General features: G+C 37.7%; 27 protein-coding genes, 1 tRNA gene and 2 pseudogenes. 19 read left to right on the plus strand and 11 right to left on the minus strand.

Translation table 11 applies throughout. The features are described 5' to 3' along the window. Positions 1 to 115 precede the first annotated feature (115 nt). The 9 genes from hemB to FJR06_RS03870 all read left to right on the plus strand — a co-directional run bounded on the left by hemB (position 116) and on the right by FJR06_RS03870 (position 3,834). Positions 116 to 1,093, plus strand: coding sequence for a porphobilinogen synthase (hemB, locus tag FJR06_RS03835; RefSeq protein WP_015078649.1), 978 nt, complete (start codon positions 116 to 118; stop codon positions 1,091 to 1,093). Between the two features lie 110 nt (positions 1,094 to 1,203). After that, positions 1,204 to 1,335 (plus strand): hypothetical protein, encoded by a 132-nt coding sequence (locus tag FJR06_RS24650; RefSeq protein WP_256369479.1) that lies wholly within the window; start codon positions 1,204 to 1,206, stop codon positions 1,333 to 1,335. A 211-nt stretch (positions 1,336 to 1,546) separates the two neighbouring features. After that, a complete protein-coding gene (locus FJR06_RS03840) occupies positions 1,547 to 1,834 on the plus strand; it encodes a type II toxin-antitoxin system Phd/YefM family antitoxin (RefSeq protein WP_041457626.1) in 288 nt (95 codons plus the stop codon). Next, positions 1,818 to 2,168 (plus strand): type II toxin-antitoxin system RelE/ParE family toxin, encoded by a 351-nt coding sequence (locus tag FJR06_RS03845; protein WP_015078646.1) that lies wholly within the window; start codon positions 1,818 to 1,820, stop codon positions 2,166 to 2,168. The genes FJR06_RS03840 and FJR06_RS03845 overlap by 17 nt, the downstream gene beginning before the upstream one ends. A gap of 113 nt (positions 2,169 to 2,281) precedes the next feature. Beyond that, the gene (locus FJR06_RS03850; RefSeq protein ID WP_015078645.1) at positions 2,282 to 2,503 is read left to right on the plus strand and encodes a hypothetical protein; all 222 of its coding nucleotides are present in this window, start codon (positions 2,282 to 2,284) and stop codon (positions 2,501 to 2,503) included. Then, positions 2,491 to 2,934 (plus strand): PIN domain-containing protein, encoded by a 444-nt coding sequence (locus tag FJR06_RS03855; RefSeq protein ID WP_015078644.1) that lies wholly within the window; start codon positions 2,491 to 2,493, stop codon positions 2,932 to 2,934. Before FJR06_RS03850 ends, FJR06_RS03855 begins: the two co-directional genes overlap by 13 nt. 99 nt (positions 2,935 to 3,033) lie before the next feature. Next, entirely contained in the window at positions 3,034 to 3,249 is a 216-nt protein-coding gene (locus FJR06_RS03860) for a hypothetical protein (protein WP_041458214.1), read from the plus strand. After that, on the plus strand, positions 3,250 to 3,507 hold the full coding sequence (locus FJR06_RS03865; protein WP_015078642.1) for a type II toxin-antitoxin system RelE/ParE family toxin: 258 nt from the start codon (positions 3,250 to 3,252) through the stop codon (positions 3,505 to 3,507). A 108-nt stretch (positions 3,508 to 3,615) separates the two neighbouring features. Next, the gene (locus FJR06_RS03870; RefSeq protein WP_015078641.1) at positions 3,616 to 3,834 is read left to right on the plus strand and encodes a hypothetical protein; all 219 of its coding nucleotides are present in this window, start codon (positions 3,616 to 3,618) and stop codon (positions 3,832 to 3,834) included. Between the two features lie 339 nt (positions 3,835 to 4,173). Here the strand turns inward: FJR06_RS03870 and FJR06_RS03875 are convergent, their stop codons facing one another. The 4 genes and pseudogenes from FJR06_RS03875 to FJR06_RS03890 all read right to left on the minus strand — a co-directional run bounded on the left by FJR06_RS03875 (position 4,174) and on the right by FJR06_RS03890 (position 5,953). Continuing rightward, a complete protein-coding gene (locus tag FJR06_RS03875; protein ID WP_015078639.1) occupies positions 4,174 to 4,749 on the minus strand; it encodes a Uma2 family endonuclease in 576 nt (191 codons plus the stop codon). A 295-nt stretch (positions 4,750 to 5,044) separates the two neighbouring features. Then, the gene (locus FJR06_RS03880; protein ID WP_015078638.1) at positions 5,045 to 5,230 is read right to left on the minus strand and encodes a hypothetical protein; all 186 of its coding nucleotides are present in this window, start codon (positions 5,228 to 5,230) and stop codon (positions 5,045 to 5,047) included. Positions 5,231 to 5,233: 3 nt separating this feature from the next. Then, positions 5,234 to 5,569, minus strand: coding sequence for a type II toxin-antitoxin system VapC family toxin (locus tag FJR06_RS03885; protein WP_015078637.1), 336 nt, complete (start codon positions 5,567 to 5,569; stop codon positions 5,234 to 5,236). Between the two features lie 37 nt (positions 5,570 to 5,606). After that, positions 5,607 to 5,953: pseudogene (locus FJR06_RS03890) on the minus strand (papain fold toxin domain-containing protein). A 26-nt stretch (positions 5,954 to 5,979) separates the two neighbouring features. Between FJR06_RS03890 and FJR06_RS03895 the strand changes: the two are divergent. Then, positions 5,980 to 8,361, plus strand: a complete 2,382-nt coding sequence (locus FJR06_RS03895) for an N-6 DNA methylase (RefSeq protein WP_015078636.1) — start codon at positions 5,980 to 5,982, stop codon at positions 8,359 to 8,361. Positions 8,362 to 8,378: 17 nt separating this feature from the next. Here the strand turns inward: FJR06_RS03895 and FJR06_RS03900 are convergent, their stop codons facing one another. The 3 genes from FJR06_RS03900 to FJR06_RS03910 all read right to left on the minus strand — a co-directional run bounded on the left by FJR06_RS03900 (position 8,379) and on the right by FJR06_RS03910 (position 13,897). Next, positions 8,379 to 9,521: a hypothetical protein gene (locus FJR06_RS03900; RefSeq protein WP_015078635.1), complete on the minus strand. Its 1,143-nt coding sequence runs from the start codon at positions 9,519 to 9,521 to the stop codon at positions 8,379 to 8,381. Continuing rightward, positions 9,514 to 9,756, minus strand: coding sequence for a helix-turn-helix domain-containing protein (locus FJR06_RS03905; protein WP_015078634.1), 243 nt, complete (start codon positions 9,754 to 9,756; stop codon positions 9,514 to 9,516). Before FJR06_RS03905 ends, FJR06_RS03900 begins: the two co-directional genes overlap by 8 nt. A 154-nt stretch (positions 9,757 to 9,910) precedes the next feature. Further along, entirely contained in the window at positions 9,911 to 13,897 is a 3,987-nt protein-coding gene (locus FJR06_RS03910) for a magnesium chelatase subunit H (protein WP_168650842.1), read from the minus strand. A gap of 403 nt (positions 13,898 to 14,300) precedes the next feature. Here FJR06_RS03910 and FJR06_RS03915 point away from each other — a divergent pair, with 403 nt between their 5' ends. The 6 genes and pseudogenes from FJR06_RS03915 to FJR06_RS24220 all read left to right on the plus strand — a co-directional run bounded on the left by FJR06_RS03915 (position 14,301) and on the right by FJR06_RS24220 (position 17,699). Further along, the gene (locus FJR06_RS03915; protein ID WP_168650844.1) at positions 14,301 to 14,867 is read left to right on the plus strand and encodes a TIR domain-containing protein; all 567 of its coding nucleotides are present in this window, start codon (positions 14,301 to 14,303) and stop codon (positions 14,865 to 14,867) included. Between the two features lie 46 nt (positions 14,868 to 14,913). After that, on the plus strand, positions 14,914 to 15,756 hold the full coding sequence (locus tag FJR06_RS03920; protein ID WP_371723372.1) for a macro domain-containing protein: 843 nt from the start codon (positions 14,914 to 14,916) through the stop codon (positions 15,754 to 15,756). A gap of 603 nt (positions 15,757 to 16,359) precedes the next feature. Beyond that, on the plus strand, positions 16,360 to 16,656 hold the full coding sequence (locus FJR06_RS03925; RefSeq protein ID WP_127055268.1) for a hypothetical protein: 297 nt from the start codon (positions 16,360 to 16,362) through the stop codon (positions 16,654 to 16,656). 4 nt (positions 16,657 to 16,660) lie between these two features. Then, positions 16,661 to 17,060 (plus strand): annotated as a pseudogene (locus FJR06_RS03930) (type II toxin-antitoxin system VapC family toxin). A gap of 339 nt (positions 17,061 to 17,399) precedes the next feature. Continuing rightward, positions 17,400 to 17,603: a type II toxin-antitoxin system HicB family antitoxin gene (locus FJR06_RS03935; RefSeq protein ID WP_027402758.1), complete on the plus strand. Its 204-nt coding sequence runs from the start codon at positions 17,400 to 17,402 to the stop codon at positions 17,601 to 17,603. A 15-nt stretch (positions 17,604 to 17,618) separates the two neighbouring features. Continuing rightward, complete coding sequence (locus FJR06_RS24220) at positions 17,619 to 17,699, plus strand: type II toxin-antitoxin system HicA family toxin (protein ID WP_228036483.1); 81 nt, start codon at positions 17,619 to 17,621, stop codon at positions 17,697 to 17,699. Between the two features lie 155 nt (positions 17,700 to 17,854). On the opposite strand, the gene FJR06_RS03945 is transcribed toward FJR06_RS24220, so the two are convergent. After that, on the minus strand, positions 17,855 to 18,013 hold the full coding sequence (locus tag FJR06_RS03945; protein WP_168650848.1) for a hypothetical protein: 159 nt from the start codon (positions 18,011 to 18,013) through the stop codon (positions 17,855 to 17,857). Positions 18,014 to 18,144: 131 nt separating this feature from the next. Here FJR06_RS03945 and FJR06_RS03950 point away from each other — a divergent pair, with 131 nt between their 5' ends. Beyond that, on the plus strand, positions 18,145 to 18,435 hold the full coding sequence (locus FJR06_RS03950) for a BrnT family toxin (protein WP_015078625.1): 291 nt from the start codon (positions 18,145 to 18,147) through the stop codon (positions 18,433 to 18,435). Further along, positions 18,432 to 18,647, plus strand: coding sequence for a hypothetical protein (locus tag FJR06_RS03955; protein ID WP_015078624.1), 216 nt, complete (start codon positions 18,432 to 18,434; stop codon positions 18,645 to 18,647). Before FJR06_RS03950 ends, FJR06_RS03955 begins: the two co-directional genes overlap by 4 nt. 244 nt (positions 18,648 to 18,891) lie before the next feature. Here FJR06_RS03955 and FJR06_RS03960 read toward each other — a convergent pair whose 3' ends face one another. From FJR06_RS03960 to FJR06_RS03970, 3 genes are all read right to left on the minus strand, one after another. Further along, positions 18,892 to 19,833, minus strand: a complete 942-nt coding sequence (locus tag FJR06_RS03960; RefSeq protein WP_148761471.1) for a LysR family transcriptional regulator — start codon at positions 19,831 to 19,833, stop codon at positions 18,892 to 18,894. Positions 19,834 to 19,975: 142 nt separating this feature from the next. Continuing rightward, entirely contained in the window at positions 19,976 to 20,758 is a 783-nt protein-coding gene (locus tag FJR06_RS03965) for an RNA methyltransferase (protein WP_168650850.1), read from the minus strand. Between the two features lie 55 nt (positions 20,759 to 20,813). Then, positions 20,814 to 20,897, minus strand: a tRNA-Leu gene (locus FJR06_RS03970). A gap of 255 nt (positions 20,898 to 21,152) precedes the next feature. On the opposite strand from FJR06_RS03970, the gene murA reads away from it, so the two are divergent. Continuing rightward, a complete protein-coding gene (gene murA / locus FJR06_RS03975) occupies positions 21,153 to 22,532 on the plus strand; it encodes a UDP-N-acetylglucosamine 1-carboxyvinyltransferase (protein ID WP_168650860.1) in 1,380 nt (459 codons plus the stop codon). Positions 22,533 to 22,568 lie beyond the last annotated feature (36 nt).

A 22,568-nucleotide genomic window follows, 5' to 3' on the forward strand; every position in this document is an offset into this window, starting at 1 on the left:
AGGGCAAAAGACAGTTACGCACTGCTTGTAGTTTGTCTGAATAGAGCAAGTTGAAAACTTGCTTTTGTGACGCTTTATTCTGTGTCCATTGTATTATTTTGTCTGCACAAAATTTATGTTTCCTATACATCGCCCTCGTCGTCTGCGTAGCCATACCCAATTGCGTCGGATGGTACGTGAAACCGTTTTAACTACTAACGATTTGATTTATCCATTGTTTGCAGTACCAGGAGAAGGTATTGCCAAGGAAGTCAAATCTATGCCCGGTGTTTATCAACTTTCAGTAGATAAGATTGTTGAAGAAGCTAAGGAAGTTTATGATTTAGGAATTCCGGCAATTATCTTATTTGGAATTCCGGCAGATAAAGACATAGATGCTACCGGGGCGTGGCATGATTGTGGCATTGTTCAAAAAGCAGCAACCGCAGTTAAAAATGCTGTTCCTGATTTAATTGTTATGGCTGATACTTGTTTATGTGAATATACAAGTCATGGTCATTGTGGTTATTTACAAGTTGGTGATTTAACTGGAAGGGTTTTAAATGATCCAACTTTGGAATTATTAAAGAAAACCGCAGTTTCTCAAGCTCAAGCTGGTGCAGATATTATCGCACCTTCGGGGATGATGGATGGTTTTGTGCAAGCTATTCGCGCAGGTTTGGATGAGGCGGGATTTGAAGATATTCCCATTATGTCCTATGCTGCTAAATATGCTTCGGCTTATTATGGGCCATTTAGAGATGCGGCGGACTCAACACCACAATTCGGGGATAGACGCACTTACCAAATGGACCCGGGTAACGCTAGGGAAGCGCTAAAAGAAATTGAGTTGGATATTGCTGAAGGTGCTGATATGCTCATGGTAAAACCAGCTTTGGCATATATGGATATTATTTGGCGCGTCAAGGAAGCTACTAATTTACCTGTGGCGGCTTACAATGTCTCTGGTGAGTATGCGATGGTGAAGGCTGCGGCTTTAAATGGTTGGATTGATGAGCAGCGCGTTGTTATGGAAACTCTGACTGGCTTTAAACGGGCTGGTGCTGATTTGATTTTGACTTACCACGCTAAGGATGCGGCTCGGTGGTTGTAAGTTAGGATATTATCTCACCCTCCAGGCGCAAAGAGTGTTTTTGTGTTTGGGCGTGAGATTTTTTGGTATATTTTAAACTAAACCCTTACTTTACAGCACATTCCATCTGCGTGAGTTACAGCATTAGCGAGCAAGATGCTCGCACTAAGGATTTTATTAATGACCCTAAAGGTGAAATTGTACGGTTATTGACGTGCGATAAAAGTATAACTGCTTCGGCTTTGGTTGCTATTGTTTGGTAGTTTGTAAATGAAGTCTATTTTAGCGATTCCTAGGTCGCGCACTGCTTGCAGCAGCGCAACGCTTACGCACATCCCTAAACCCCTAAACAGCGATTACTAGGTCGCGTTTCGCTATTGCTATCTCACACATCCCAAAACAGCTATATCTTCCCTTGACAAAATATTTTCATACAATTAACATGAAATTATCAAATAATTTGTTGAAATTATCATGTTTAGCCTAAGCGATATTCACCCCTTATCAGAATTTCAGCGTGGAGCAAAGATGTTTCTGGATAAGTTAAAAGAAACTAAATCTCCCATTGTGCTGACTGTGAATGGTAAAGCTGCTGCTGTGGTTCAAGATGCTGAAAGTTATCAAAAACTTATTGATAGACTGGAATTACTGGAATCTGTTGCTAAGATCCGTCAAAGTATAAATGAGTTTAAGCAAGGTGAGGGTATGCCCTTAAATCAAGCATTTGCAGAATTTAAGGAAAAATATGGCATACCGGATTGAGATTTCACCTAGTGCTATTGCTGATATTGAGAGTATTTTCCTGTGGATAAAAGAGGAGTCACAGGAACGAGCTTTTCGTTGGGTGCGGGGATGTTATGAAATTATGCTGACGTTGGAAAATTTTCCCCAACGTTGTTCTTTAGCTATAGAAAGTAGGTATATGGGAATTGATGTTCGACAACTTCTTTACCAAAAACAATTTTTGATTTTATTTACGGTTCAAAACCTTGGGGAAGAGGAAGGAGAGGAAGGAGTTGTATATATTCATCGTGTTCGTCATGGTTCTCAGCAGAGATTGGAAAATATACAGGATTTATTAGGAGATGAGTTATAAAATTTGAGACTCAAAAGCGATTCCTAGGTCGCGCTTCGCTATCGCACTCCTACACATCCCCAAAACAGCGTATAGTTAAATTAGGCTTAAAACTATAAATAAGCAAAAAATGTATGTCTAACTATCAAGAATTGTTACAACAGGCTAAAAATCTGACTCCAGAAGAACAACTTAAATTAGTCGAAAATTTATCTATCTTAATTCGTCAACAATTGAAAATGACATCAAAACCAAAACGTAGTATTTTAGAATTGCGTGGTTTAGGTAAGGAAATTTGGGGAAATATTGACGCTCAGAAATATGTTAATCAGGAGCGTGATTCATGGAATGGTTAAATAAATTACAGGGTAAAATTATAGGTTTAGATACTGCACCGCTAATTTATTTTATAGAAGAAAATCCTATTTATTTAGAAGTTACAGATACTTTTTTTACAGCCATGTATAGAGGTGATTTTAGTGTTGTTACGTCAGTTTTAACTATATCAGAAGTATTAGTTTATCCTTTACGTGCAGGAAATACAATATTGGCTCAACAATATCGTGATATTCTCTTCAATTCTCAAGGTTTAACAACTATTGAAGTTTTACCAGATATTGCTGAAAATGCAGCCAAATTAAGAGCAGATTACAATTTAAGAACACCGGATGCTATTCAAATGGCCACTGCTATTTATGGTGGTGCGTCTTTTTTCTTAACAAATGATATTCGTTTACCTTCTTTACCAGGGTTAACGGTTTTGGTTTTAAATCAGTTGATGAGTTGAGTGTTTTTGAATACAGCGATTCCTAGATCGCGCTTCGCTATCGCAATATTTTCTCTTAACTGGTATAATCATTCCTATAGTTCACTGTTTAAAGAAACTATGCAAATTAAAGAAATGACGGCGGAACAGTTACAAAACCTAATCCGTACTACTGTAGATGAAATGCTAGATGAATACTTCGGTGATCCTGATGAGGATAAGGAAATTAAAGAATCATTCAAGCAAAGTTTATTGGAAATCCGGCGTAAACGTCAAGAAGGAAGACCTACTATTCCTCTAGCCGAAGTTTATAAAAGGTACGGGATAGAACGTTAAATGAGTTATTCTGTAAGTTTTGAATCAGAGTCTATCACTGATTTAGATAATTTAGATCAGGTTGTGCGTCTGCGGATTCTGAATAAAATTCAATGGTTAAGTGTCAATTTTGAGCAGATAACTCCTCTATCTCTTACAGGTCAATGGTCAGGTTTTTATAAGTTAAGAGTGGGTGATTATCGAGTTATTTATGAGTTAGATATAGAAGAACAATTAATCATTATCATTAGAATTGGTCATCGTAGAGAAATTTATTAGATCAACATCCCCAAAAAGCGAACTGCTTGCAGCAGCGCAACGCTTACGCACACTGTCAAAATATAAAATTATGATATAATTCAGTGGTACTATTAAGCAAAAAAATGTATGTCTAATTATCAAGAATTGCTACAGCAAGCTAAAAATTTAACTGCTGAAGAACAACTTAAATTAGTAGCTGAATTAATATCAGTGGTTCGTAATCGCGTTATAGATAAATCAAAAAAGCGTAGTATCCTAGATTTAGAAGGTTTAGGTAAGGAAATTTGGCAAGGTATTGATGCTCAAGAATATGTTAATCAGGAACGTGGAAAATGCAATGGATAGAACAATTACAGGGACAAACTGTGGCTTTAGATACTGCACCTTTTGAATTTATCCAAACATTAAAACTAACAGAATATTTTTTAAAAGAGGTTTTACTACTATAGCCTGGATAACCTTCTTCTAGCTTTTTAACAGAAGTTAAAGGTGGAATTTTTGCATGATTTTGAGACCATTTAATTACTGTTTTTATACTTTGTTCTGGCAGTGCATAAGCTGGTAAGATTTTACAATTTAGCACAGCTAAACTTAAACTAAATGTTAATGCTAAGTAATGTTTTGATTTCATAATTATAGACACTATCTACATCTTAAAAATTTACTCTTGTTCTACGTGATAAACTACCAAATCATCCCCAAATTCAAAACAAAACCCTTTAAAACATCTTCCCCCGAAACCGTAACAGGAGAATCCAAAACCTCAACCTCTTTTCCTGGTCTATAAATCTCCACTTGACGAGATTTACGATTAATTAATATACCCAAACCCACTCCATTATCTATATATTCCCTCATCTTTTCCTGTGTAGTTTTCAAACTATCACTAGGAGAAAGTAACTCAATTACAAAATCAGGACAAATCGGGGGGAACTTTTGTTTTTCCTCATCAGTTAAAGCATCCCATCTTTCCAACTTTATCCAACAAGCATCAGGAGAACGATCTGCACCATTAGGTAACTTAAAACAAGTGGAAGAATCAAAAGCTATCCCAGTACCATCAACATCAGTCCAATTCATTACTTGTTGAGTAATTCTCGCATTTTTATTTCCCGTTTCTCCTCCCGTTGGTGGCATAATAATTAATTCCCCATTTGCAGTTCTTTCAAATCTCAATTCCCGGTTATTTTGACATAGCTGAAAAAACTGATCATCAGTCATATCTATCACTGATTTTAAACTCACAGTTAAAGCATTCATAGCCATATCCCACAATTACAAAAATTATCACTTTACTCAAATCATAAACCAATCTCTCTCTTTCTCCGCGCCTCTGCGCCTCTGCGTGCAAAAAAATCAAAAATAGGCAGGTTTTATACCTGCCTATATAACCCACATTCCGCACCCTCAATCCGATTTTCCACCTCCTGATACAACTCACGTAACCGGTCTAAATTCTCCTCGCTAGTCTCCCAATAACCGCGTCCATTCATTTCCAACAAAGTAGAAACAATCTTGCGGAAAGAATTAGGTTAGTTTTCGCTATCGCATTTATTTATGATTTTGTACCTTCCAATAATTTGTTAGACCTTAGTTTTGGTTGTAGTGTAACAACTTTATGTCCGCTTGAATTTTGCTTTTTTTGTAAGTCCAAAAATATGGCACGCAAATCATAGTTAAAGGACTTAGCGTAGGCTTCTCGAACGTGATGAATTTCTTCTACAATTTCATCTTCCCACATAATTTATCGCTCCATTAATTCGTAAGGTGTACAAATAGTTGGCATTTCATAGCCAAAGTCTAAACTGACTTGAGCCAATTTTTTCTGAATTTGTGCGTTAGCAATATGTTTACAATTCCATGTTAACAGATAATCGATACCATGAATTGTAGCTAGTGCAATATGTATTGCATCTGTGGCAGCTTTAGAAGGTAGGTTACTTTTATTAATAAATTGTTCTGCAAGATTTATAACAGTTTCGTTTATTGATAAAAGTTCAAAGTTTTCCAGCAATTCTAGCCGTTTATTAGCTATTTCTATATCTCCTGCGGCAACTTCATCTAAAACAGCTTGAGAAATGTTTTAACACCTAAAAAGTTTCTTCTGTGGTTTGGAACTACTGCCCGTTATACAGTTTATTATAAAACAGTAAGTTGGCTAACCATTGATTTCTAGTAATTCCATCAGGATGATGATTATCAAATATCATTTCTACTCCATCTATTATAATCATAATCCCTTGATGACGACCATTAATAGAGATTGCATCCCCAGAAACACTTTCATCATAGATATAACTATCGCGTCCTATTCCTGAACCTGTATAAAGTTTTAGCCGCTTTCCCGAAATTCTCTGTGATACCAAGTTTGGATAGCTTGAGCGCATTCAACACATTCCAGATTCTTATATTTGGCAATAATTTCTTTAACTTTGTAGATTTGCTTAATACTAACTGGAATCAAGTTTTCTCCTAAAGAGTCAAAGATAAGTGGTTATTTTATCACTAAAGCGATCGCTGCGGAGCATTTCGCTACACCCACAAAAAGCGAACTACTTGCAGCAGCACAACGCTTACGCACTCACACACATCCACAGCAGTGAACTGCTTGCAACAGCGCAACGCTTACGCACTCCCACACCCCCAAAAAGCGATTCCTACGGAGCGCAACGCTTACGCACTCCCACATCCCAAAAAGCGATTCCTACGGAGCGCAACGCTTACGCACTCCCACATCCACAACAGCGATTCCTACGGAGCGCAACGCTTACGCACTCCCCACATTCCCAAAAGCGATCGCACTCCCAACATCCCAAAAGCGATGACTATCATACAAACTCCTCCGTGTATCAAGAAAGTGAAAGAAAGGTGCTATGCTGGAAAAACGTCAAAAATAAAAACTTAAATTGTATGAAACAGAAAGTTAAACAAACTCATCAAAATGTTGCACAACTTTCTCTGGTATTAGATTACAAAGATGCACTACACCAAATCCGTAACTATTTAGCAGGCCAAATGATAGGCGCTACCCGTGATGAAACTTTACTAGAGGAAGTTATTAAGTGTTTATTTTGCAAGATTTATCTAAAAAAACACCAAAATATAGTAATTAACCCCGATACTAGATTAAGTATTCAACAACAATATCAAAAAACTTTTAGCGAAATTCAGATTCTATTACCTAACTTATTTAATTCTCAAGATAAATTACAGCTAGATAAAAATAGTTTAGAATTTGTTGATCAAAAATTAGAAATACTTGATATTCATCAATGGAGTTATGATCCTTTCGGAGATGCTTATGAAGTTTTTACTAGCTCTATTGTTAAGGGAAAAGAAGGACAGTTTTTTACCCCTCAAAATGCTATTGATTTATTAGTTGAATTAATTAATCCACAACCCGGTGAAACAATTATAGATCCTGCTTGTGGTGCTGGAGGTTTTTTAAACTCAGCAGCACGTCATCTTATTAATTTAGGAATTACATCTGAAGAGGTAAATCAATATGTTTTTGGTATAGATAAAGATAATTATTTAGTTCGGCTTGCCTCAGCTAGATTATCATTATTTACTAAAACATCAGCTAATATATTTTGTGGTGATTCTTTGGCTTGGGATGTAGATAAATCATTACAGGATAAACTTGGTACTTTTGATATTGTTTTAGCAAATCCACCTTTTGGGACTCGAATTGTTGCCGCTTCTAGTAACACTCAAAGAACTTTTGAATTAGGTTATAAATGGCATTTAGATAAAAAATCAGATAATTTTATTAAATCCAATGAACTGCAATCCTCTGTACCTCCACAAGTATTATTTATTGAAAGATGTCTTTCTTTAGTTAAACCTGGAGGACGTTTAGGTATAGTAGTTCCAGAAAGTCTAATTTCTAGTAAAACTTATCGCTATGTTATTAATTATATTGAAGAAAAAGCAGATATCAAAGCGGTTATAGGAATGCCAGAAGAATTATTTAAGGTTTCAGGAAAAAGTGGTACTCATACAAAAACTTGTTTATTAGTCTTACATAAGAAAAAAGAAGCAAATATACAGCAGAAGAATAATATTTTTATGGCTGATGCTAAATTATGTGGACATGATAGCAGAGGACGGAAAAATAGTAGGGACGATCTGCCAACTATTGCCTTAAATTATCATAAATATAGACAGAATAATCTAGTTAATTCTAGTTTAGGGTACGAGGTAGAATTTAGTAAAATTACAGATTACATTCTTGCCCCTCGTTATTATAACCCAGAAATAATTAATGAATTGCAAAGATTGCATAATACCCATGATTTGATTCCCATATCTGAATTAATCTCTCAGGGTTTACTAGATGTAACAACAGGTGATGAAGTAGGTAAAGAAAATTATGGAACTGGTGATATTCCATTTGTAAGAACTTCAGATATTTCTAACTGGGAAATAAAAAGAAATCCTAAACATTGTTTAAGTGAAGAAATTTATCGTTCTCTTGCTGCTAAACAAGATGTCAGAGAAGGTGATATTCTTATGGTGAGAGACGGAACATATTTAGTAGGACACTGTGCTTATATTACGAAATATGATAAGAGAATAGTATTTCAAAGTCACATTTATAAATTGAGAATAAAAGATAATTCTAAATTATCTGCATATTTATTAATAGCAGCTTTAAGTTCCGAACCTGTAATTATGCAGATCAAGGCTAAAAGATTCACTCAAGATATTATTGATTCATTGGGTGATAGACTAGGTGAAATTATTTTACCTATTCCTAAAGACTGTGAATTAAAGGAAAAAATTACACAAATAGTAAAAAGATCCATAGATGATAGAATTGAAGCACGTGAACTCGCTAGACAAGCCTGTGTTGAATTAGTTAGTTAAAAGCGAAAATTTAGTATTTATAAAAGATTGTTGTCTTTATAGTTATTAAAAATCTTTTTTAATAAATTTCTAGTTTCATTTACTGAGCGATTTTGCTGGATTTCATTACCTTCTGAACTAATCCAGCAAATATTTTCTCCACTTTGTATTTGAAGATCAATTACACCTTTAGCTTTTCTAGGAACTATATGACCTACTTGAAACTTAGATTCCCCATGAGTACGATTTAATAATTCATTTTGAAAATCAGTAAACAACAAATTTTCCATTGTTATGGGACATTTGCAAGATTCGGGAATAATTTCCCCTTGTTCAATTATTTTTTCTTTTTCAAGACTCTGAATAATATCTACCGGAAATCCTTTAAATTCTAAAATTTGTGTAATTAATTTGTATTCTATTTCTTGACAATCTCGAACAAAAGCAAACTCTATAGACTCTGGATGTACTTCCCATCTTATTTCACGATTAGTTGGATAGTCTCCTGTTTGACTGCGATCTGTTAAATAGGCTTTAGTTCTTACTTTATTATAAATTTCTTTAAAGAGTTTATAATAATCTGGATTTTTAGTTCCATTTATTAAAAATTTTTCTAAATTAAAGATTTTCAATATCAATTGATGTCTACTGAAATTAATAACTTTTATATTATCAACTTTGTGAATACTATCATCATTTATTTTGTGTTGATAGTCAATCCAATAAAATTTTGTCCAATTTTGGAGTTGAATAAAATTTGTTGTATTTTCCTCTATTTCTAAAAAATTTACTAAATCACTTAATATTCTAATAAATATATCTACACAATTTTCATATTTACTGTATCGTGGATCTTCTAATTTCAAATGTTCAGACCATCTTCTAGTGTAATTAGCAGACCCTCCTTTTTCTCTGACAATTTGAATAAAAAAAGAAAATCTGAATATATCAGTTAAACTGCTAAATATCTGTTGTTCTGTTAAAAATTTCTCAAGTTGCAAACATCTTTTATCTATCTCAGGTTCTTGTTGTAAGATAGGCAAAACTTTGTTACAGAGTGAAATAAGTTTAAACTGTTTTTTCTTAATGCTTGTGTCTAATTTACTTTGTTCCTTGCTCAAATCAATTGCTTTTAGTTCTTCGTCCAGAATAATCTTTACTTGCTCAATAATACTATTCATTGTTTTCAATATTATATTCTGAGAAAAGATCAGAAATAGAAATACCTAAAGCTTTAGCCAGCTTTTCTATATTTTTTAAGGAAGGGTTACGAGTACCTGATTCAATCCCCGAAATATAGTTACGATGAAGACCAGCTTTTTCAGCAAGCTGTTCTTGCGACAAATCTAGTTCTCGCCGTCTTCTCCGAATTGCTTTTCCAAAACGGTATTCAATTTCGTCTTTTATTTTTTCCACATCAACATCTTTAAATACTCAGCAGGGAAAGTCTATACATTATTAGTGGAGTTTTGCACACTATAAGTTTATGTAGTATAATTTTTTATAAAAAAAAGGAGCTATCTAAGCTCCTTTCTATTAGTGATAATTTTTTAAGTCTGAGTGATAGATTCTACTCAATTCCCTCAATCCGGTTTTCTACCTCCTGATACAACTCACGTAACCGGTCTAAATTCTCCTCACTCGTCTCCCAATAACCGCGACCATTCATTTCCAACAAAGTAGAAACAATCTTGCGGAAAGAATGAGGATTGAGATTCATCAAACGCTTTTGCATTTCCTCATCTTTGATGAAAGTTTCATTCGTGTCCTCATAAACCCAGTTATCCACAGCGCCAGCAGTCGCACTCCAACCAGTCGTATTAACCAACCGTTTAGAAAGTTCCCGCACACCTTCGTAACCGTGAGACAACATTCCCTCATACCATTTGGGATTTAACAACTTAGTCCGCGCATCTAAACGCACAGTTTCTGATAAACTTCTCACCTGTGCATTCGCAGTAGTTGTATCTGCAATGTAAGATGCAGGTTTCTTGCCATCTGCACGCAGACTTGCTACTAACTTAGTCGGATCAGAGTCAAAATAATGGGAAACATCTGTTAAACTGATTTCCGAAGAATCGAGATTCTGGAAAGTTGCATCAGCAGTTTTCAAAGTAGTTTCAAAAATCTCCCGTGACTCATCCATAACCCCAGGATTATCAGAATTGAAAGAGAAAGATTTGCGCTTCAAATACATTTCTTGCAACTCAGCTTCACTATCCCAAGTGCTATTCTCCACCGCAAGGTTAATATTAGAAGAATAAGAACCGGAAGCATTAGAGAAAACGCGAGTTGCAGCTTGACGCAGATTTATCCCCATTTCCTCCGCTTGTTTCAAAGCGTGCTTGCGGACAAAGTTCATTTCCAAAGGTTCATCAGCTTCAGCAGCCATTTTCACACCTTGGTCAAGTAAGTTCATTTGGTTAATGAACAAGTCGCGGAATACACCAGAACAGTTAATTACCACGTCAATTCTAGGACGACCCAACTCTGATAAAGGTATCAATTCCAACTTATTCACCCGTCCCAAAGCATCGGGAACTGGACGCACACCAATCATCCACATAATTTGGGCGAGGGATTCACCGTAGGTTTTGATGTTATCTGTACCCCAGAGGACACAGGCAATGGTTTCTGGCCAGTTTCCTTCATTTTCTGACTTGTTCCGTTCCAACAACCGATCCACGACGATTTTCGCAGATTGAACGGCGGCAGATGTGGGGATAGATTGGGGATCTAAAGCGTGAATATTTTTACCAGTGGGTAATACGTCAGGATTACGGATAGGATCTCCACCGGGACCAGGGAGAATATATTCACCGGCTAAACCTTGGAGAAGTCCACCCAGTTCGTTATCTGCACAAACTTGTTTTAAGCAGAATTCCAAATATTCAAACAGGGGTTTTAACGCAGAGGTATCAACTTTGGTGTAACCTGATTGATGCAGTGATGCTACCCAAGGTTCTTTTCTACCCATGTACAAGAAATTCAACTTGGAAACCGCGATAACTCGACCTTCTGCGTCAATTTGTTCTTGAACTAAGGCTGTAACGGCCGCACGGGTAGCGAGGGTGATATCTTGTAATAGTTGCACGTCTGCCAAAATGCCGGCATCGTTGTTTCTGTAGATATCTTCAATGGTGCGTCCCAGACTTCTGGCAATAATTCCGGGTAAACCTTGAATTTCTTCCTCTTGTCGGTCTAAACTAGCTATATTGACCAAAGTGGCGATCGCTTCTTCAGCACTAGGAGGCTTACCAATCACGTGCAGTCCACAAGGTAACAAGCGTGATTCAATTTCCATCAACCTGCGATAAACGCTACCAACAATGTTATCCCGTTCTTCCGAGGACATATCCTTAGAATCGGTTTCTGGTAACTCAATATCCTTGTCTAAGTTGACAATGCGGCATTTATCCATGATGGAATTGACAATGGAAACACCGCGTCCCGTGTCTTTCAAAGTTTGGTAAGAAGCAATTAACTCGCTGAGTTCCTTCAAACCCTTGTATAAACCAGCATTTTCCGCAGGTGGTGTCAGGTAAGAAATTGTTTCCGCGTAACTGCGACGTTTGGCAATTGTGGCTTCACTGGGGTTATTAGCTGCGTAATAATACAGGTTAGGAATTGAGCCAATTAGTTGATCTGGGTAACAATCACCAGACATTCCCATTTGCTTACCGGGCATAAATTCCAACGAGCCATGAGTCCCAAAGTGTAACACAGCATCAGCGCCCCAAATCCGTTCTAGATAGGTGTAATATGCTGCAAAACCGTGATGGGGACTTGCGGAACGGGAGAATAACAACCGCATGGGGTCGCCTTCATAACCAAATGTCGGCTGGACTCCAATGAAGACATTACCAAATTGTTTCCCATAAATCAACAGATTTTGTCCATCGCTGTTGAGGTTTCCGGGAGGTGGTCCCCAGTTTTCTTCTAAGCGTTGGGAGTAGGGTGTCAGTGCTTCATATTCTGGCACGGACATTTTGTAAGCGACGTTAAGTTCAGGGCTGTTGTATTGTGCTTGTGCGTCGTGGATGACTTGTTCTAGCAATTCTTGGGCGTTTGCAGGAATGTCTTGCACGTCGTAACCGTTGTTTCTGAGTCCTTGTAAAACCTCGAAGATAGAACCGAATACGTCTAAATATGCGGCTGTACCTACGTTACCTTTGTCGGGAGGGAAGCTGAAAACGGTGATGGCAACTTTCTTGTCTAATTTGGGTTTGCGGCGGAGATTTGCCCATTTTAAAGCCCGTTGAGCAACTATTTCAACTCGATCTTGGAGTGCGATCGCTCTGCCGGTTGCCCCATCTTTACCTGATAGGATGATCGGCTCAATTGCGCCGTCTAGTTCGGGTATAGCAATCTGTAAAGCCACTTGAATGGGATGTAACCCCAAATCGCTATCTAGCCATTCTTCCGTAGTCTGGAAGACCAAAGGCAAGGCAACCATGTAAGGACGATTTAACTGTTTTAAGGCTTCAATAGCTTTAGGATGATCTTGTCTAGCGGGTCCGCCGACTAAAGCGAAACCAGTTAAAGATACCACCGCATCTATTAACTGCATTTTTGTAATTGGTTCATAGAAGTAAGCTTCTATTGGTTTAGAGAAATCCAAACCACCTGCAAAAACAGGGAGAACTCTTGCCCCTAAAGATTCCAATTCCTGCACAATTGCCACATAATGGGCATCATCGCCGGTAACGAGGTGAGTCCGTTGTAAAACCAAACCTACACAGGGTGCAAGGGGGTCTTTCAGGTTACTAGAAATGTCCTTGCGAGCAGAATACCAGTTCAGATATTCTCGCACATCCTCAAACATAGTTGGCGCTAAAGGATGCCAAATTCCCATGTCGGGATAAACAACTGGCGCTTCATACTTAGCAGCAGCAAAGCTTTCTTTTTCTACGCCTTTCAATACGTATTTATCAGCCAGCATCAGCAAGAAGTTTTCCAGGTTTTCGGCTGAACCACCTAGCCAATACTGAAAACTGAGCATGAAGTTTCTCGCGTCTTGTGCTTTTTCCATGGGGAGGAATTTCAGCACTTGGGGGAGTGTCCGCAACAACTTCAACATTCCGTCTTGGAAACCAGCGCCAGATTTTTCTTTGCGCTTCTTCATGAAGTTAGCAATGACGCTCTTGGATTGTCCTAACTGCGCCAAAGAGAAGCTACCCATTTTATTGAGGCGCATAACTTCGGGCATGGAGGGGAAGACAACGGATACATCTAGGTTATCACGATGGGGTTCAACTGCGGCAACTACTTTCTGTGCTAAGTCTTCAATAAAAATTAGAGAAGCAATGAATATATTAGCACTGGCTATATCGCGTTTCAACTCCTCATAGTTTTCAGAGTTGCGTAGTTCTTCAATCAAGTATCCACTGATTTCTATGGCAACGCTGGGATGATTAGCGTTAATTTCCCGTACCGCTTGCGATAATGCACTTTGGTATTGGGATTCTAGCACGACATAGACAACCTTGATTAATTTACGTCCCCGTAAATCGTCAGGTGCAATATGTCGAATCGTGGACTTGACTTGGGTAAACATTCAAATAAGCTCCTTTAAGGCGTGTTCTCATGAAGTTAGTCGCGGCTAATATGGCCGTTTGTAACTGCAATTATTTTCGGCAATAAGAGTTTTTTAGCAGAAAACTCGGATTCTGTGGGGGTTTTGTCCTATATCTGACACAAAATGATATAGAAAACAACATATTTATTCATGAATCTTAACAAAGAATACAGGTTCTCTCACCTGTTTTTAAATTTTGTTTACATAACTGTATAGAAGAGTATAAATATATAAAAAATTTGTAATCAAGTATTGATACTGGTAAGTATTGTGATATTTTATTTTTTAGTTGGGCGATAGCGAAGCACTCAGTAGGAATCGCTCCTAGAGCAGCCATAGCTATATTGGTCGTCCATTACCGAATAAAATTTATGGGGTAATCATGTCGTACAGAAACGGAAATTACTGTGCTTTCTATGTTGCTGAACCGTTCAGCGAAAGTATGTTAGGCGCTCATGCAACCCCGGATTTTGTTTACTACAATTTGCTGAGAACATGGAAAGGAAAGGATGAATCATTTCCTTTCAACAACTCACATGACAAAACCTATAGCGTTCGTGATGGTAGTGACTGGGAGTCAACTTTAAAGCCAAGACTTCAAGAGCGCCTCCGAAACTCAAAGAATATTATTCTGTTTCTCAGCGAAAGAACAGTAAACTCTCGCGCTCTGAGAGAAGAGATAGATTACGGAATAAATAAGCAGGGGCTACCAGTAATTGTTATCTACCCTGACTATGACAGCAAGGAAAGCCTCTTGCTCAACGGCTCACTAATAAAGCAAGAGATTAAGAATTTATGGGATAAGCTGCCTGTATTCAGAGACTCAATGAATAAAGTTCCAACTTTACATATTCCGATGAAAAAAGATCTTATCTCTACATCACTGAAAGATAGTGACTTCATGGTAAACACAAAAAGAGAGCCGGATGTGTATATCTTCACTAATTAACTCTTGATCGACAAGATGTTAGGAAAAAAATTAAAAGTTATGGGGGGTGTTCTTGGCAAAAGTTAATATTTTTGATAACAGAATTATCAAAACATTTTTAGAATATACGTCGGGAATAGGTACATTTCTTTCTCTTGTTTTGATATTTCTTGATATACCCGCTGAAAAAAAGCTGGGGCTGGGTGGCATTTTTGTACTGCTATTGATGCTCATATATGCCTTACTCTGGTTTAGATCCAATAATTTGGAAGAAGTGGAGCTAAACATTGAGGGAACTACTGTCACTATAAAAACAGGTGATATATTTAAGCAATTGGGTTTCAAGGTCATTGCATTTAATGAGTATTTCGATACCCAGGTCGATAATAAAATAATATCTGAACAGTCACTTAATGGTATATTTATTAATAAGCATCTTTCTATCTCTACAGTCGAGCTTGATAGGTACATAGAAAAATATCCGTTTGATTATGATGAAGTTCTAGGGGAGAACAAAACCAGGAAATTTGGCAAGAAAATGAAATATAGTATTGGAACCATCTGCGTTCACAAAGACTATATTTTGACAGCGTTCTCAAAATTTGACGAAAAAAATAGAGCATGGCTAACCATGCCAGAATATCTAGGATTTTTAATTACCTTCTGGGATAATGTTAATAAGGTCTACGCCCAGAAAAGTGTTTCAGTTCCTGTTTTTGGATCAGGAATAACGCGCATCAAGGAACACAGAAATATCAGTGATGAAGATTTGCTTAAGATAATGCTCTGGACATTCAGAATTAGTGAAATGCGATTTAAGTATCCAGCAAAACTTACTATTGTCATACACAAGGATAAGATAAAGAAAATAAGCTTGTTGGATATAAAATCGGCTAGAAATGGATTGTAATTACAATAAATATTAATACGCAAAAAGGTGGTAGCTATATTTTCAGTGCGATCGTTTAAAATGGGGGTTGTGTGCGATCGCTGTTTGGGGATGTGGGGTACGATTTTTTAAAGTTAGGGTTGTGTGCGATCACCGTTTGGGGAATGTTGGGGTGCGATTATGATTTTTTTGTCAGAATCAGGATAACCAGGATTAAAGGATTCACAGGATGTTATTTAATAATTGTTGGTGAAAATTTGGGGATGATTTTGTTTATTCTGATATGGCTAACGCCACGCTACGCTATCAGACAATTACAACATTAACTACCAACAAACAAATGAGCAATTACATCCTGTACATCCTCAAATCCTGGACATCCTGATTCAGACAAAAAATCCGCGTTTATCTGCGTTTATCAGCGTTCACTCCTGAATCAAGAAAAATAGGCGATCGCTGTTTGGGGATGTGGGGTGCGATTGTTTAAAATTAGGGGGTTGTGTGCGATAGCGAAGCACGACCTAAGAATCGCTGTTTGGTAATGAGTATTAAAAAATTAATTTATTGAACGATATAATATAAATAAGAATTAGATTTTTCCAAAGCACAAACAGAGTAAACATCATGCAAGAACAATTAACCGACTATCAACAAGAACTAACAGAACGCATTTCTCATGTTGTAGATAAACTATTTCGTGGTAGTAGTTTCTACATGGTGAAATTAGATCAATATGAAATGACTGAAATGTTGATAGAATTATTTAGCAGATTTTCCCCAGAAGAAATGAGAGCAATTAAAGAACATGATTTAACCAGAAGGATTGGTAAAATCTTAACATTAGAAGCTGTTGCCGGGACATTAAACGATTTAACACCAGAAGAAATAGCAATTTTTGATGCAGCAGTAGCGAGAAAATAAACCCATGAATTTTTTACTTGATTCAAATATTGTTAGTTATGCGTTAAAGAAAAATATAACTATAAATAATAAATTGAAAGAGTTAAGCTTTCTCGGTGCAGAAATATTTATTAGTTGTATAACCTACTATGAAATTAAAAGAGGTTTGATATCTCTCAATGCTACTAAACAATTAGTAGATTTTCATGGATTTTGTAATGATTATCCTGTATTATTGTTAGAGGATGTTTGAAATTATTGAAAAATCCTGTGAAATTCATGCAAAATTAAAATCCAAAGGTACTCCTATCCAAGATGCTGACATTTTAATAGCAGCTACAGCAATTGTCCGGGATTTAATTCTCGTTTCTAATGATTCTGATTTATTAAGAATTGAAGAACTTAAATTAGAAAATTGGTTATGATAAAAATTCAGGAATAAGTTGGGAGAGCGATAGCGTTCGCGGAGCGTCCCGGAGGGAACTAGCGCTGCTGCAAGCAGTTCGTTTAAAATTGGGATGTTGGGGTGCGATCGCCATTTAGGAATAAGTTGGGAGTGCGATAGCGTAAGCGCTGCTGCAAGCAGTTCGTTTAAAATTGGGGTTGTGTGCGATAGCGAAGCGCGACCTAGGAATCGCTATTTGGGGATGTTGGGGTGCGATCGCGTACAGCGCGACCAAGGAATCGCCAATCTTGTAGTGCCAGGATACTACGAAGAACCGTTTGCTATGATTGAGATTAATTCTACAAATATTATAGTAACTATGAAGTGGCGAGTCATACTTGAACCTGATCCAGAAACAAGCGAATGGGCAATTTGGTGTCCAGAACTCCCTGGATGCACCTCTGCCGGTGTTACACAAGAAGAAGCCCTTAATAATATAAGAGAAGCGATCGAGCTTTATTTACAGCCCGATACTATTCAACTTCTTCCTGGAGCAGTAATCCGTGAGGTTATGCTCGGATGACTCGACTCAGGAGTAATGAAGGCTGATGATGTTGAACGCATATTACGTAAACATGGCTTTGAACTGATATCTCAGAAAGGTAGTCATAGAAAATAGCGTAGTCAAGCTCAAGACACCCAAGTTATTGTGCCTTTTCATCAAGGCAGAGACTTGCCCACTGGAACATTACGTAACATTATGGTTACAGCTATGATCCCAGAGGAAGAGTGGAAATCTCCTTAGAAGTCAACCAGAGGGGGCAATAGTGCAAGCTATAACTTGTCAGTTCGCCGTTTAGGATGTTGGTTGGGAGTGCGTAAGCGTTGCGCTGCTGCAAGCAGTTCGTTTAAAATTAGGAGTAGTTGTAAGCGATAGCGAAGCGCTCCGTAGGAATCGCTGTTTGGGAGAGCGTAAGCGTTGCGCTGCTGCAAGCAGTTCGTTTAAAATTAGGGTGGTTGTGTGCGATAGGAAGCGCGACCTAGGAATCGTCTGAATAATCTATAACTTGTGGCATAATCATAATGTAAATTTTAGGAATAGAAATTTAAAATTTAGTATAATAATGAATAAGTTGGAATTTACTTGGGATTCACAAAAAGCCGAGAGTAATATTCAAAAACATGGGATTTCTTTTGAAGAAGCAAAATCTGCCTTTATTGATGATAATGCTCGTTTAATTTATGATCCCGATCATTCTCAAGATGAAGATAGATTTATTTTATTAGGAATCAGTGTTTATTATCGCCTTTTAGTTGTTTGTCATTGTTATCGAGAAAATGATGCAATAATTCGGATTATTTCAGCCAGAAAAGCAAATAAACTAGAACACAAACAATATCAGGAGTTCCTATGAGAGAAAATTATGATTTTTCTAAATCCGTTAAAAATCCCTATTCTAAACAATTAAAAGAACAAGTTACAATTGATTTAGAAAAGGATATAATTCAATACTTTGAAGAAATAGCTCAAGAAACAGGTATTTCTTATTTGAATTTAATTAATCTTTATTTGCGTGAATGTATGGAAAATAAACGTAGGTTATCGTTGATAGAAAGCAACAATTAAATCTGTATAGTGCGATCGCTGTTTGGGGATGTTGGGGTGCGTAAGCGTTGCGCTGCTGCAAGCAGTTCGTTTAAAATTAAGGGGTTGTGAGCGATAGCGAACGCATTGCGTCCCGGAGGGAACTAGCGCGACCTAGGAATCTTTTAGAGTAATTTTTCATACATTAATTTACCTATATTTACGTTTAGCTACTGGTAATTTTTAGATACATAGCCATGTGATTATGTATCTACAGCAGCTTGATCTAAAGATTAGTTTCCACCAAATTATGATCTAAGATTAAACCACCTTGCTCTGTAATTTTTTTCGCTGCATCTAAAAGATACTCATAATAGGTATGAGCAATAATGGATAATTGCTTACCAGCAGGATAAACCATATACCAAGTGCGTTTAATGGGAAAGTGCTGGACATCTAAAATGCTAAATTCCGCAATATCCGTGAGTAAAGTATGACGAGATAATACGGATATACCTAGACCACCAGCGATCGCTTGCTTAATCGCTTCATTACTCCCCAATTCCAACTTCACCTTCACTTTTACCCCATGTTCCTCAAATAGACTTTGGACAGCGCTGCGAGTTCCTGAACCCGGTTCACGCATAATAAACAGTTCATCACCTAAACGTTCAATAGGAATATTTTTTTCCTTCGCTAAGGGATGATTAGCTGGTGCAAAAACTACTAAAGGATTTTCTAAAAATGGCTGAAAACTGACATCGAAATGATCGGGAATCTGACTCATAATATACAAGTCATCTAAATTACTCATCATCCGATCTAAAATCAGTTCATGATTTGTGACTTGGAGAGAAATATCAATCCCAGGGTAAAGCTGACAAAAAGGCCCCAACAATCTGGGAATAATATACTTTGCTGTGGTAATTGCTGCCAGCCTTAATTGTCCTTGCTTTAGTCCTTTTAAATCTGCAATCGTCATTTGAAACTTGTCCATAGTCTCAAAAATTTGCCGACAAGTAGCAAATAATTCCCGTCCTGCTTGTGTCAAATATAAACGCTTTCCTACCTGTTCAAATAATGGCAAACCTACGGATTTCGTCAACTGTTTAATTTGCATGGATATGGTAGGTTGAGTCAAAAACAACTCTTCCGCAGCGCGTGTAAAACTACCATGCCGGGCAGCAGCCTCGAACACCTTCAACTGGTGCAATGTCGCTTGGTTCAAGCCGATTCTCCTCTGATAACAATTTTTATATATAATAATATAGTATTCTGTAACACTAATAAAATTTTGAGTGTTATTTATACAAAGTTCTCAAGTCCAATCTTAAATCTCTCACATAAAAACAAAAATCTATAACTGAAGATTATCCAGAAATTTTCTGTCTTTGGGCTTCATATAACATTAAAGCAGCAGTGATTCCTACATTCAAGGATTCCACCCCAGGATTAAGAGGAATTTTTACTTGAATATCTGCCAACGCGGCTAAATCCGCTGATAATCCTGCCCCTTCGTTACCCAATAATATTAAACTAGGTTTACACCAATCTACCTGCCAATAAGTTAAATCGGCATGAGGTAAGGTAGCTACTACCTGCATTCCTGCTTGCTGACTTTGTTGAACTGTGGCTTTCAAATCTGCACTTACAGCCATATTCAAACGAAACCATTGCCCAGCAGAAGCGCGTAAAACCTTGGGATTATCTAAGTCTACACTATCTTCACTTAACCACAAACCTGATGCACTTGCCGCTGCGGCTGTGCGAATCATCGTTCCCAAATTACCAGGATCTTGGACAGTTTCCAAAGCCAGAACTAAACCAGTAAACGGAATTTGTCTTGCTTGTGCTTCTCGTTGAGCTATCGCCACTATACCATCAGGATTGACAGTTGTTGCCATTGCTGCTAAAACTTCTGGACTAACAATTTCAACACGATAGCATTGACCACAAATAATTTCCCACAATTGGGGATGGGTTTCCTGCCATTGAGGAGTGCAACATACCGCATCTAAAGGATAGCTAACCGCACAAGCTTCTTCTAATAAATGCGTTCCTTCCAATAAAAAAAGCTGTTGCTTATTTCTCTCCTTGGTGGAGTGCAACTTGCGGATTTGTTTAACTAGGGAATTTCGTAAACTTGTTAACACAATCTTAGATTTGAAATTTCGGATTTGAGATCAATCCAAAATTGATATACTGGTATGCGGAACCCGGGACTTGAACCCGGAAGCCCGTGAAGGCACTAGAACCTGAATCTAGCGCGTCTACCAATTCCGCCAGTTCCGCTGGAATTGAATCTTATTTACAATTTATCATTATGTCCTAATCATTTTCATTTGTCAAGAAAAAATTTGCCAGAATAGACATCTAGCTAATCCCGATTTTTCCAATCAAACTGGCATACCGCATGATAGAATCTAACGACTTTATGGCATTTGACAACTTCAAGAAAAATCTTCCCGCTTTTAGCTAGATGATTGTCGAGATAGAATCAAAACCAACATCAAACCTTTATAATTACTTACTTTTGGAGGTAGGCTTATTAATTCTTCTAGCAGCTTACCAGATGCCAAATCTTCACTAGAAGCAGACTCCTCAGTCTTGCAAATCAGTGGAGGGCATTCTTTGGGCGGTCATGTAAACATTAGCGGGGCTAAGAATTCCGCACTGGTAATCATGGCGGGAACGTTCCTCTGTTCCGGCGATTGTCGCATTCGCAACGTTCCTTTATTGGCGGATGTAGCGCGAATGGGACAAGTTCTATCAGCTTTAGGATTACGTTTAAATAGAGAAGGGGACATTTTAGATGTTGATGCGCGGGAAATTACCACATCTAAAGCCCCTTATGAACTCGTTACCCAACTGCGAGCCAGTTTTTTTGCCATTGGTCCAATTTTAGCCCGACTAGGAGTTGCACAAATGCCCTTGCCGGGTGGTTGTGCCATAGGGGCTAGACCGGTAGATTTGCACGTCAGAGGACTGCAAGCAATGGGCGCAGAGGTGCAAATTGAACATGGTATTTGTAATGCTCATGTTCCCGGAAATAATGGTAGGTTAAGAGGCGCGAAAATCTACTTAGATACTCCCAGTGTCGGTGCGACGGAAACCTTGATGATGGCTGCTACTTTAGCAGATGGAGAAACCATCCTTGATAATGCTGCCAGAGAGCCAGAAGTAGTTGATTTAGCTAACTTCTGCAACTCAATGGGAGCAAAAATTCAAGGTGCGGGAACAAGTACAATTACTGTAGTTGGCGTACCTAAATTACACTCAACCGACTATACTATTATTCCTGATCGCATTGAAGCAGGGACTTTGTTAATCGCTGGGGCAATTACCCGTTCTGAAATACTTCTATCCCCAATTGTACCGGATCATTTAATCCCAGTTATTGCTAAATTGCAAGAGATTGGCGTGTCAATTATTGAGGAAGGAAAAGATTGCTTACGGATTTTACCAGCGAAAACTCTCAAGGCTATAAATATTGATACCTTGCCTCATCCTGGGTTTCCCACGGATATGCAAGCACCTTTTATGGCTTTACTAGCTGTAGCAGAAGGTGACAGTATCATTAATGAATCAGTCTTTGAAAATCGCTTGCGTCATGCTTCCGAATTGAATCGTTTGGGTGCAGATATCCGTGTTAAAGGTAATACTGCTTTTGTGCGGGGAGTGCCAATGTTATCAGGCGCACCAGTTATAGGTACAGATTTAAGAGCTTCCGCAGCCTTAGTTATCGCCGGATTAGCAGCATCTGGAACAACAACAGTGCAAGGATTACACCATTTAGATCGGGGTTATGATCGTCTGGATCTGAAGTTGCAGCAATTAGGAGCAAAAATTATTCGTGTAAATGAAGCGTCAAAAGATGCAGATTTACTTGTTAATAACATTAATCCCCCAGCCTCAGTTTCTATCTAAGGTTTGAGTATTTTGTTGTTGTAAACTTAATGGCGA

The organism is Dolichospermum sp. UHCC 0352 (assembly GCF_009711925.1).
GTDB classification, from domain to species: domain Bacteria; phylum Cyanobacteriota; class Cyanobacteriia; order Cyanobacteriales; family Nostocaceae; genus Dolichospermum; species Dolichospermum lemmermannii.

Bases quoted from the DNA above. Each gene is read 5' to 3' on its own strand.
- FJR06_RS03900 (WP_015078635.1), bottom strand. From the start codon at position 9,521: ATGAATAGTATTATTGAGCAAGTAAAGATTATTCTGGACGAAGAACTA.
- FJR06_RS03880 (WP_015078638.1), bottom strand. From the start codon at position 5,230: ATGTGGGAAGATGAAATTGTAGAAGAAATTCATCACGTTCGAGAAGCC.
- FJR06_RS03855 (WP_015078644.1), top strand. From the start codon at position 2,491: ATGGAATGGTTAAATAAATTACAGGGTAAAATTATAGGTTTAGATACT.
- FJR06_RS03915 (WP_168650844.1), top strand. From the start codon at position 14,301: ATGTCGTACAGAAACGGAAATTACTGTGCTTTCTATGTTGCTGAACCG.
- FJR06_RS24220 (WP_228036483.1), top strand. From the start codon at position 17,619: ATGAAGGCTGATGATGTTGAACGCATATTACGTAAACATGGCTTTGAA.
- FJR06_RS03925 (WP_127055268.1), top strand. From the start codon at position 16,360: ATGCAAGAACAATTAACCGACTATCAACAAGAACTAACAGAACGCATT.
- hemB (WP_015078649.1), top strand. From the start codon at position 116: ATGTTTCCTATACATCGCCCTCGTCGTCTGCGTAGCCATACCCAATTG.
- FJR06_RS03860 (WP_041458214.1), top strand. From the start codon at position 3,034: ATGCAAATTAAAGAAATGACGGCGGAACAGTTACAAAACCTAATCCGT.
- FJR06_RS03865 (WP_015078642.1), top strand. From the start codon at position 3,250: ATGAGTTATTCTGTAAGTTTTGAATCAGAGTCTATCACTGATTTAGAT.
- FJR06_RS03845 (WP_015078646.1), top strand. From the start codon at position 1,818: ATGGCATACCGGATTGAGATTTCACCTAGTGCTATTGCTGATATTGAG.
- FJR06_RS03935 (WP_027402758.1), top strand. From the start codon at position 17,400: ATGAAGTGGCGAGTCATACTTGAACCTGATCCAGAAACAAGCGAATGG.
- FJR06_RS03955 (WP_015078624.1), top strand. From the start codon at position 18,432: ATGAGAGAAAATTATGATTTTTCTAAATCCGTTAAAAATCCCTATTCT.
- FJR06_RS03870 (WP_015078641.1), top strand. From the start codon at position 3,616: ATGTCTAATTATCAAGAATTGCTACAGCAAGCTAAAAATTTAACTGCT.
- FJR06_RS03850 (WP_015078645.1), top strand. From the start codon at position 2,282: ATGTCTAACTATCAAGAATTGTTACAACAGGCTAAAAATCTGACTCCA.
- FJR06_RS03875 (WP_015078639.1), bottom strand. From the start codon at position 4,749: ATGAATGCTTTAACTGTGAGTTTAAAATCAGTGATAGATATGACTGAT.
- FJR06_RS03840 (WP_041457626.1), top strand. From the start codon at position 1,547: ATGTTTAGCCTAAGCGATATTCACCCCTTATCAGAATTTCAGCGTGGA.
- FJR06_RS03910 (WP_168650842.1), bottom strand. From the start codon at position 13,897: ATGTTTACCCAAGTCAAGTCCACGATTCGACATATTGCACCTGACGAT.
- FJR06_RS03950 (WP_015078625.1), top strand. From the start codon at position 18,145: ATGAATAAGTTGGAATTTACTTGGGATTCACAAAAAGCCGAGAGTAAT.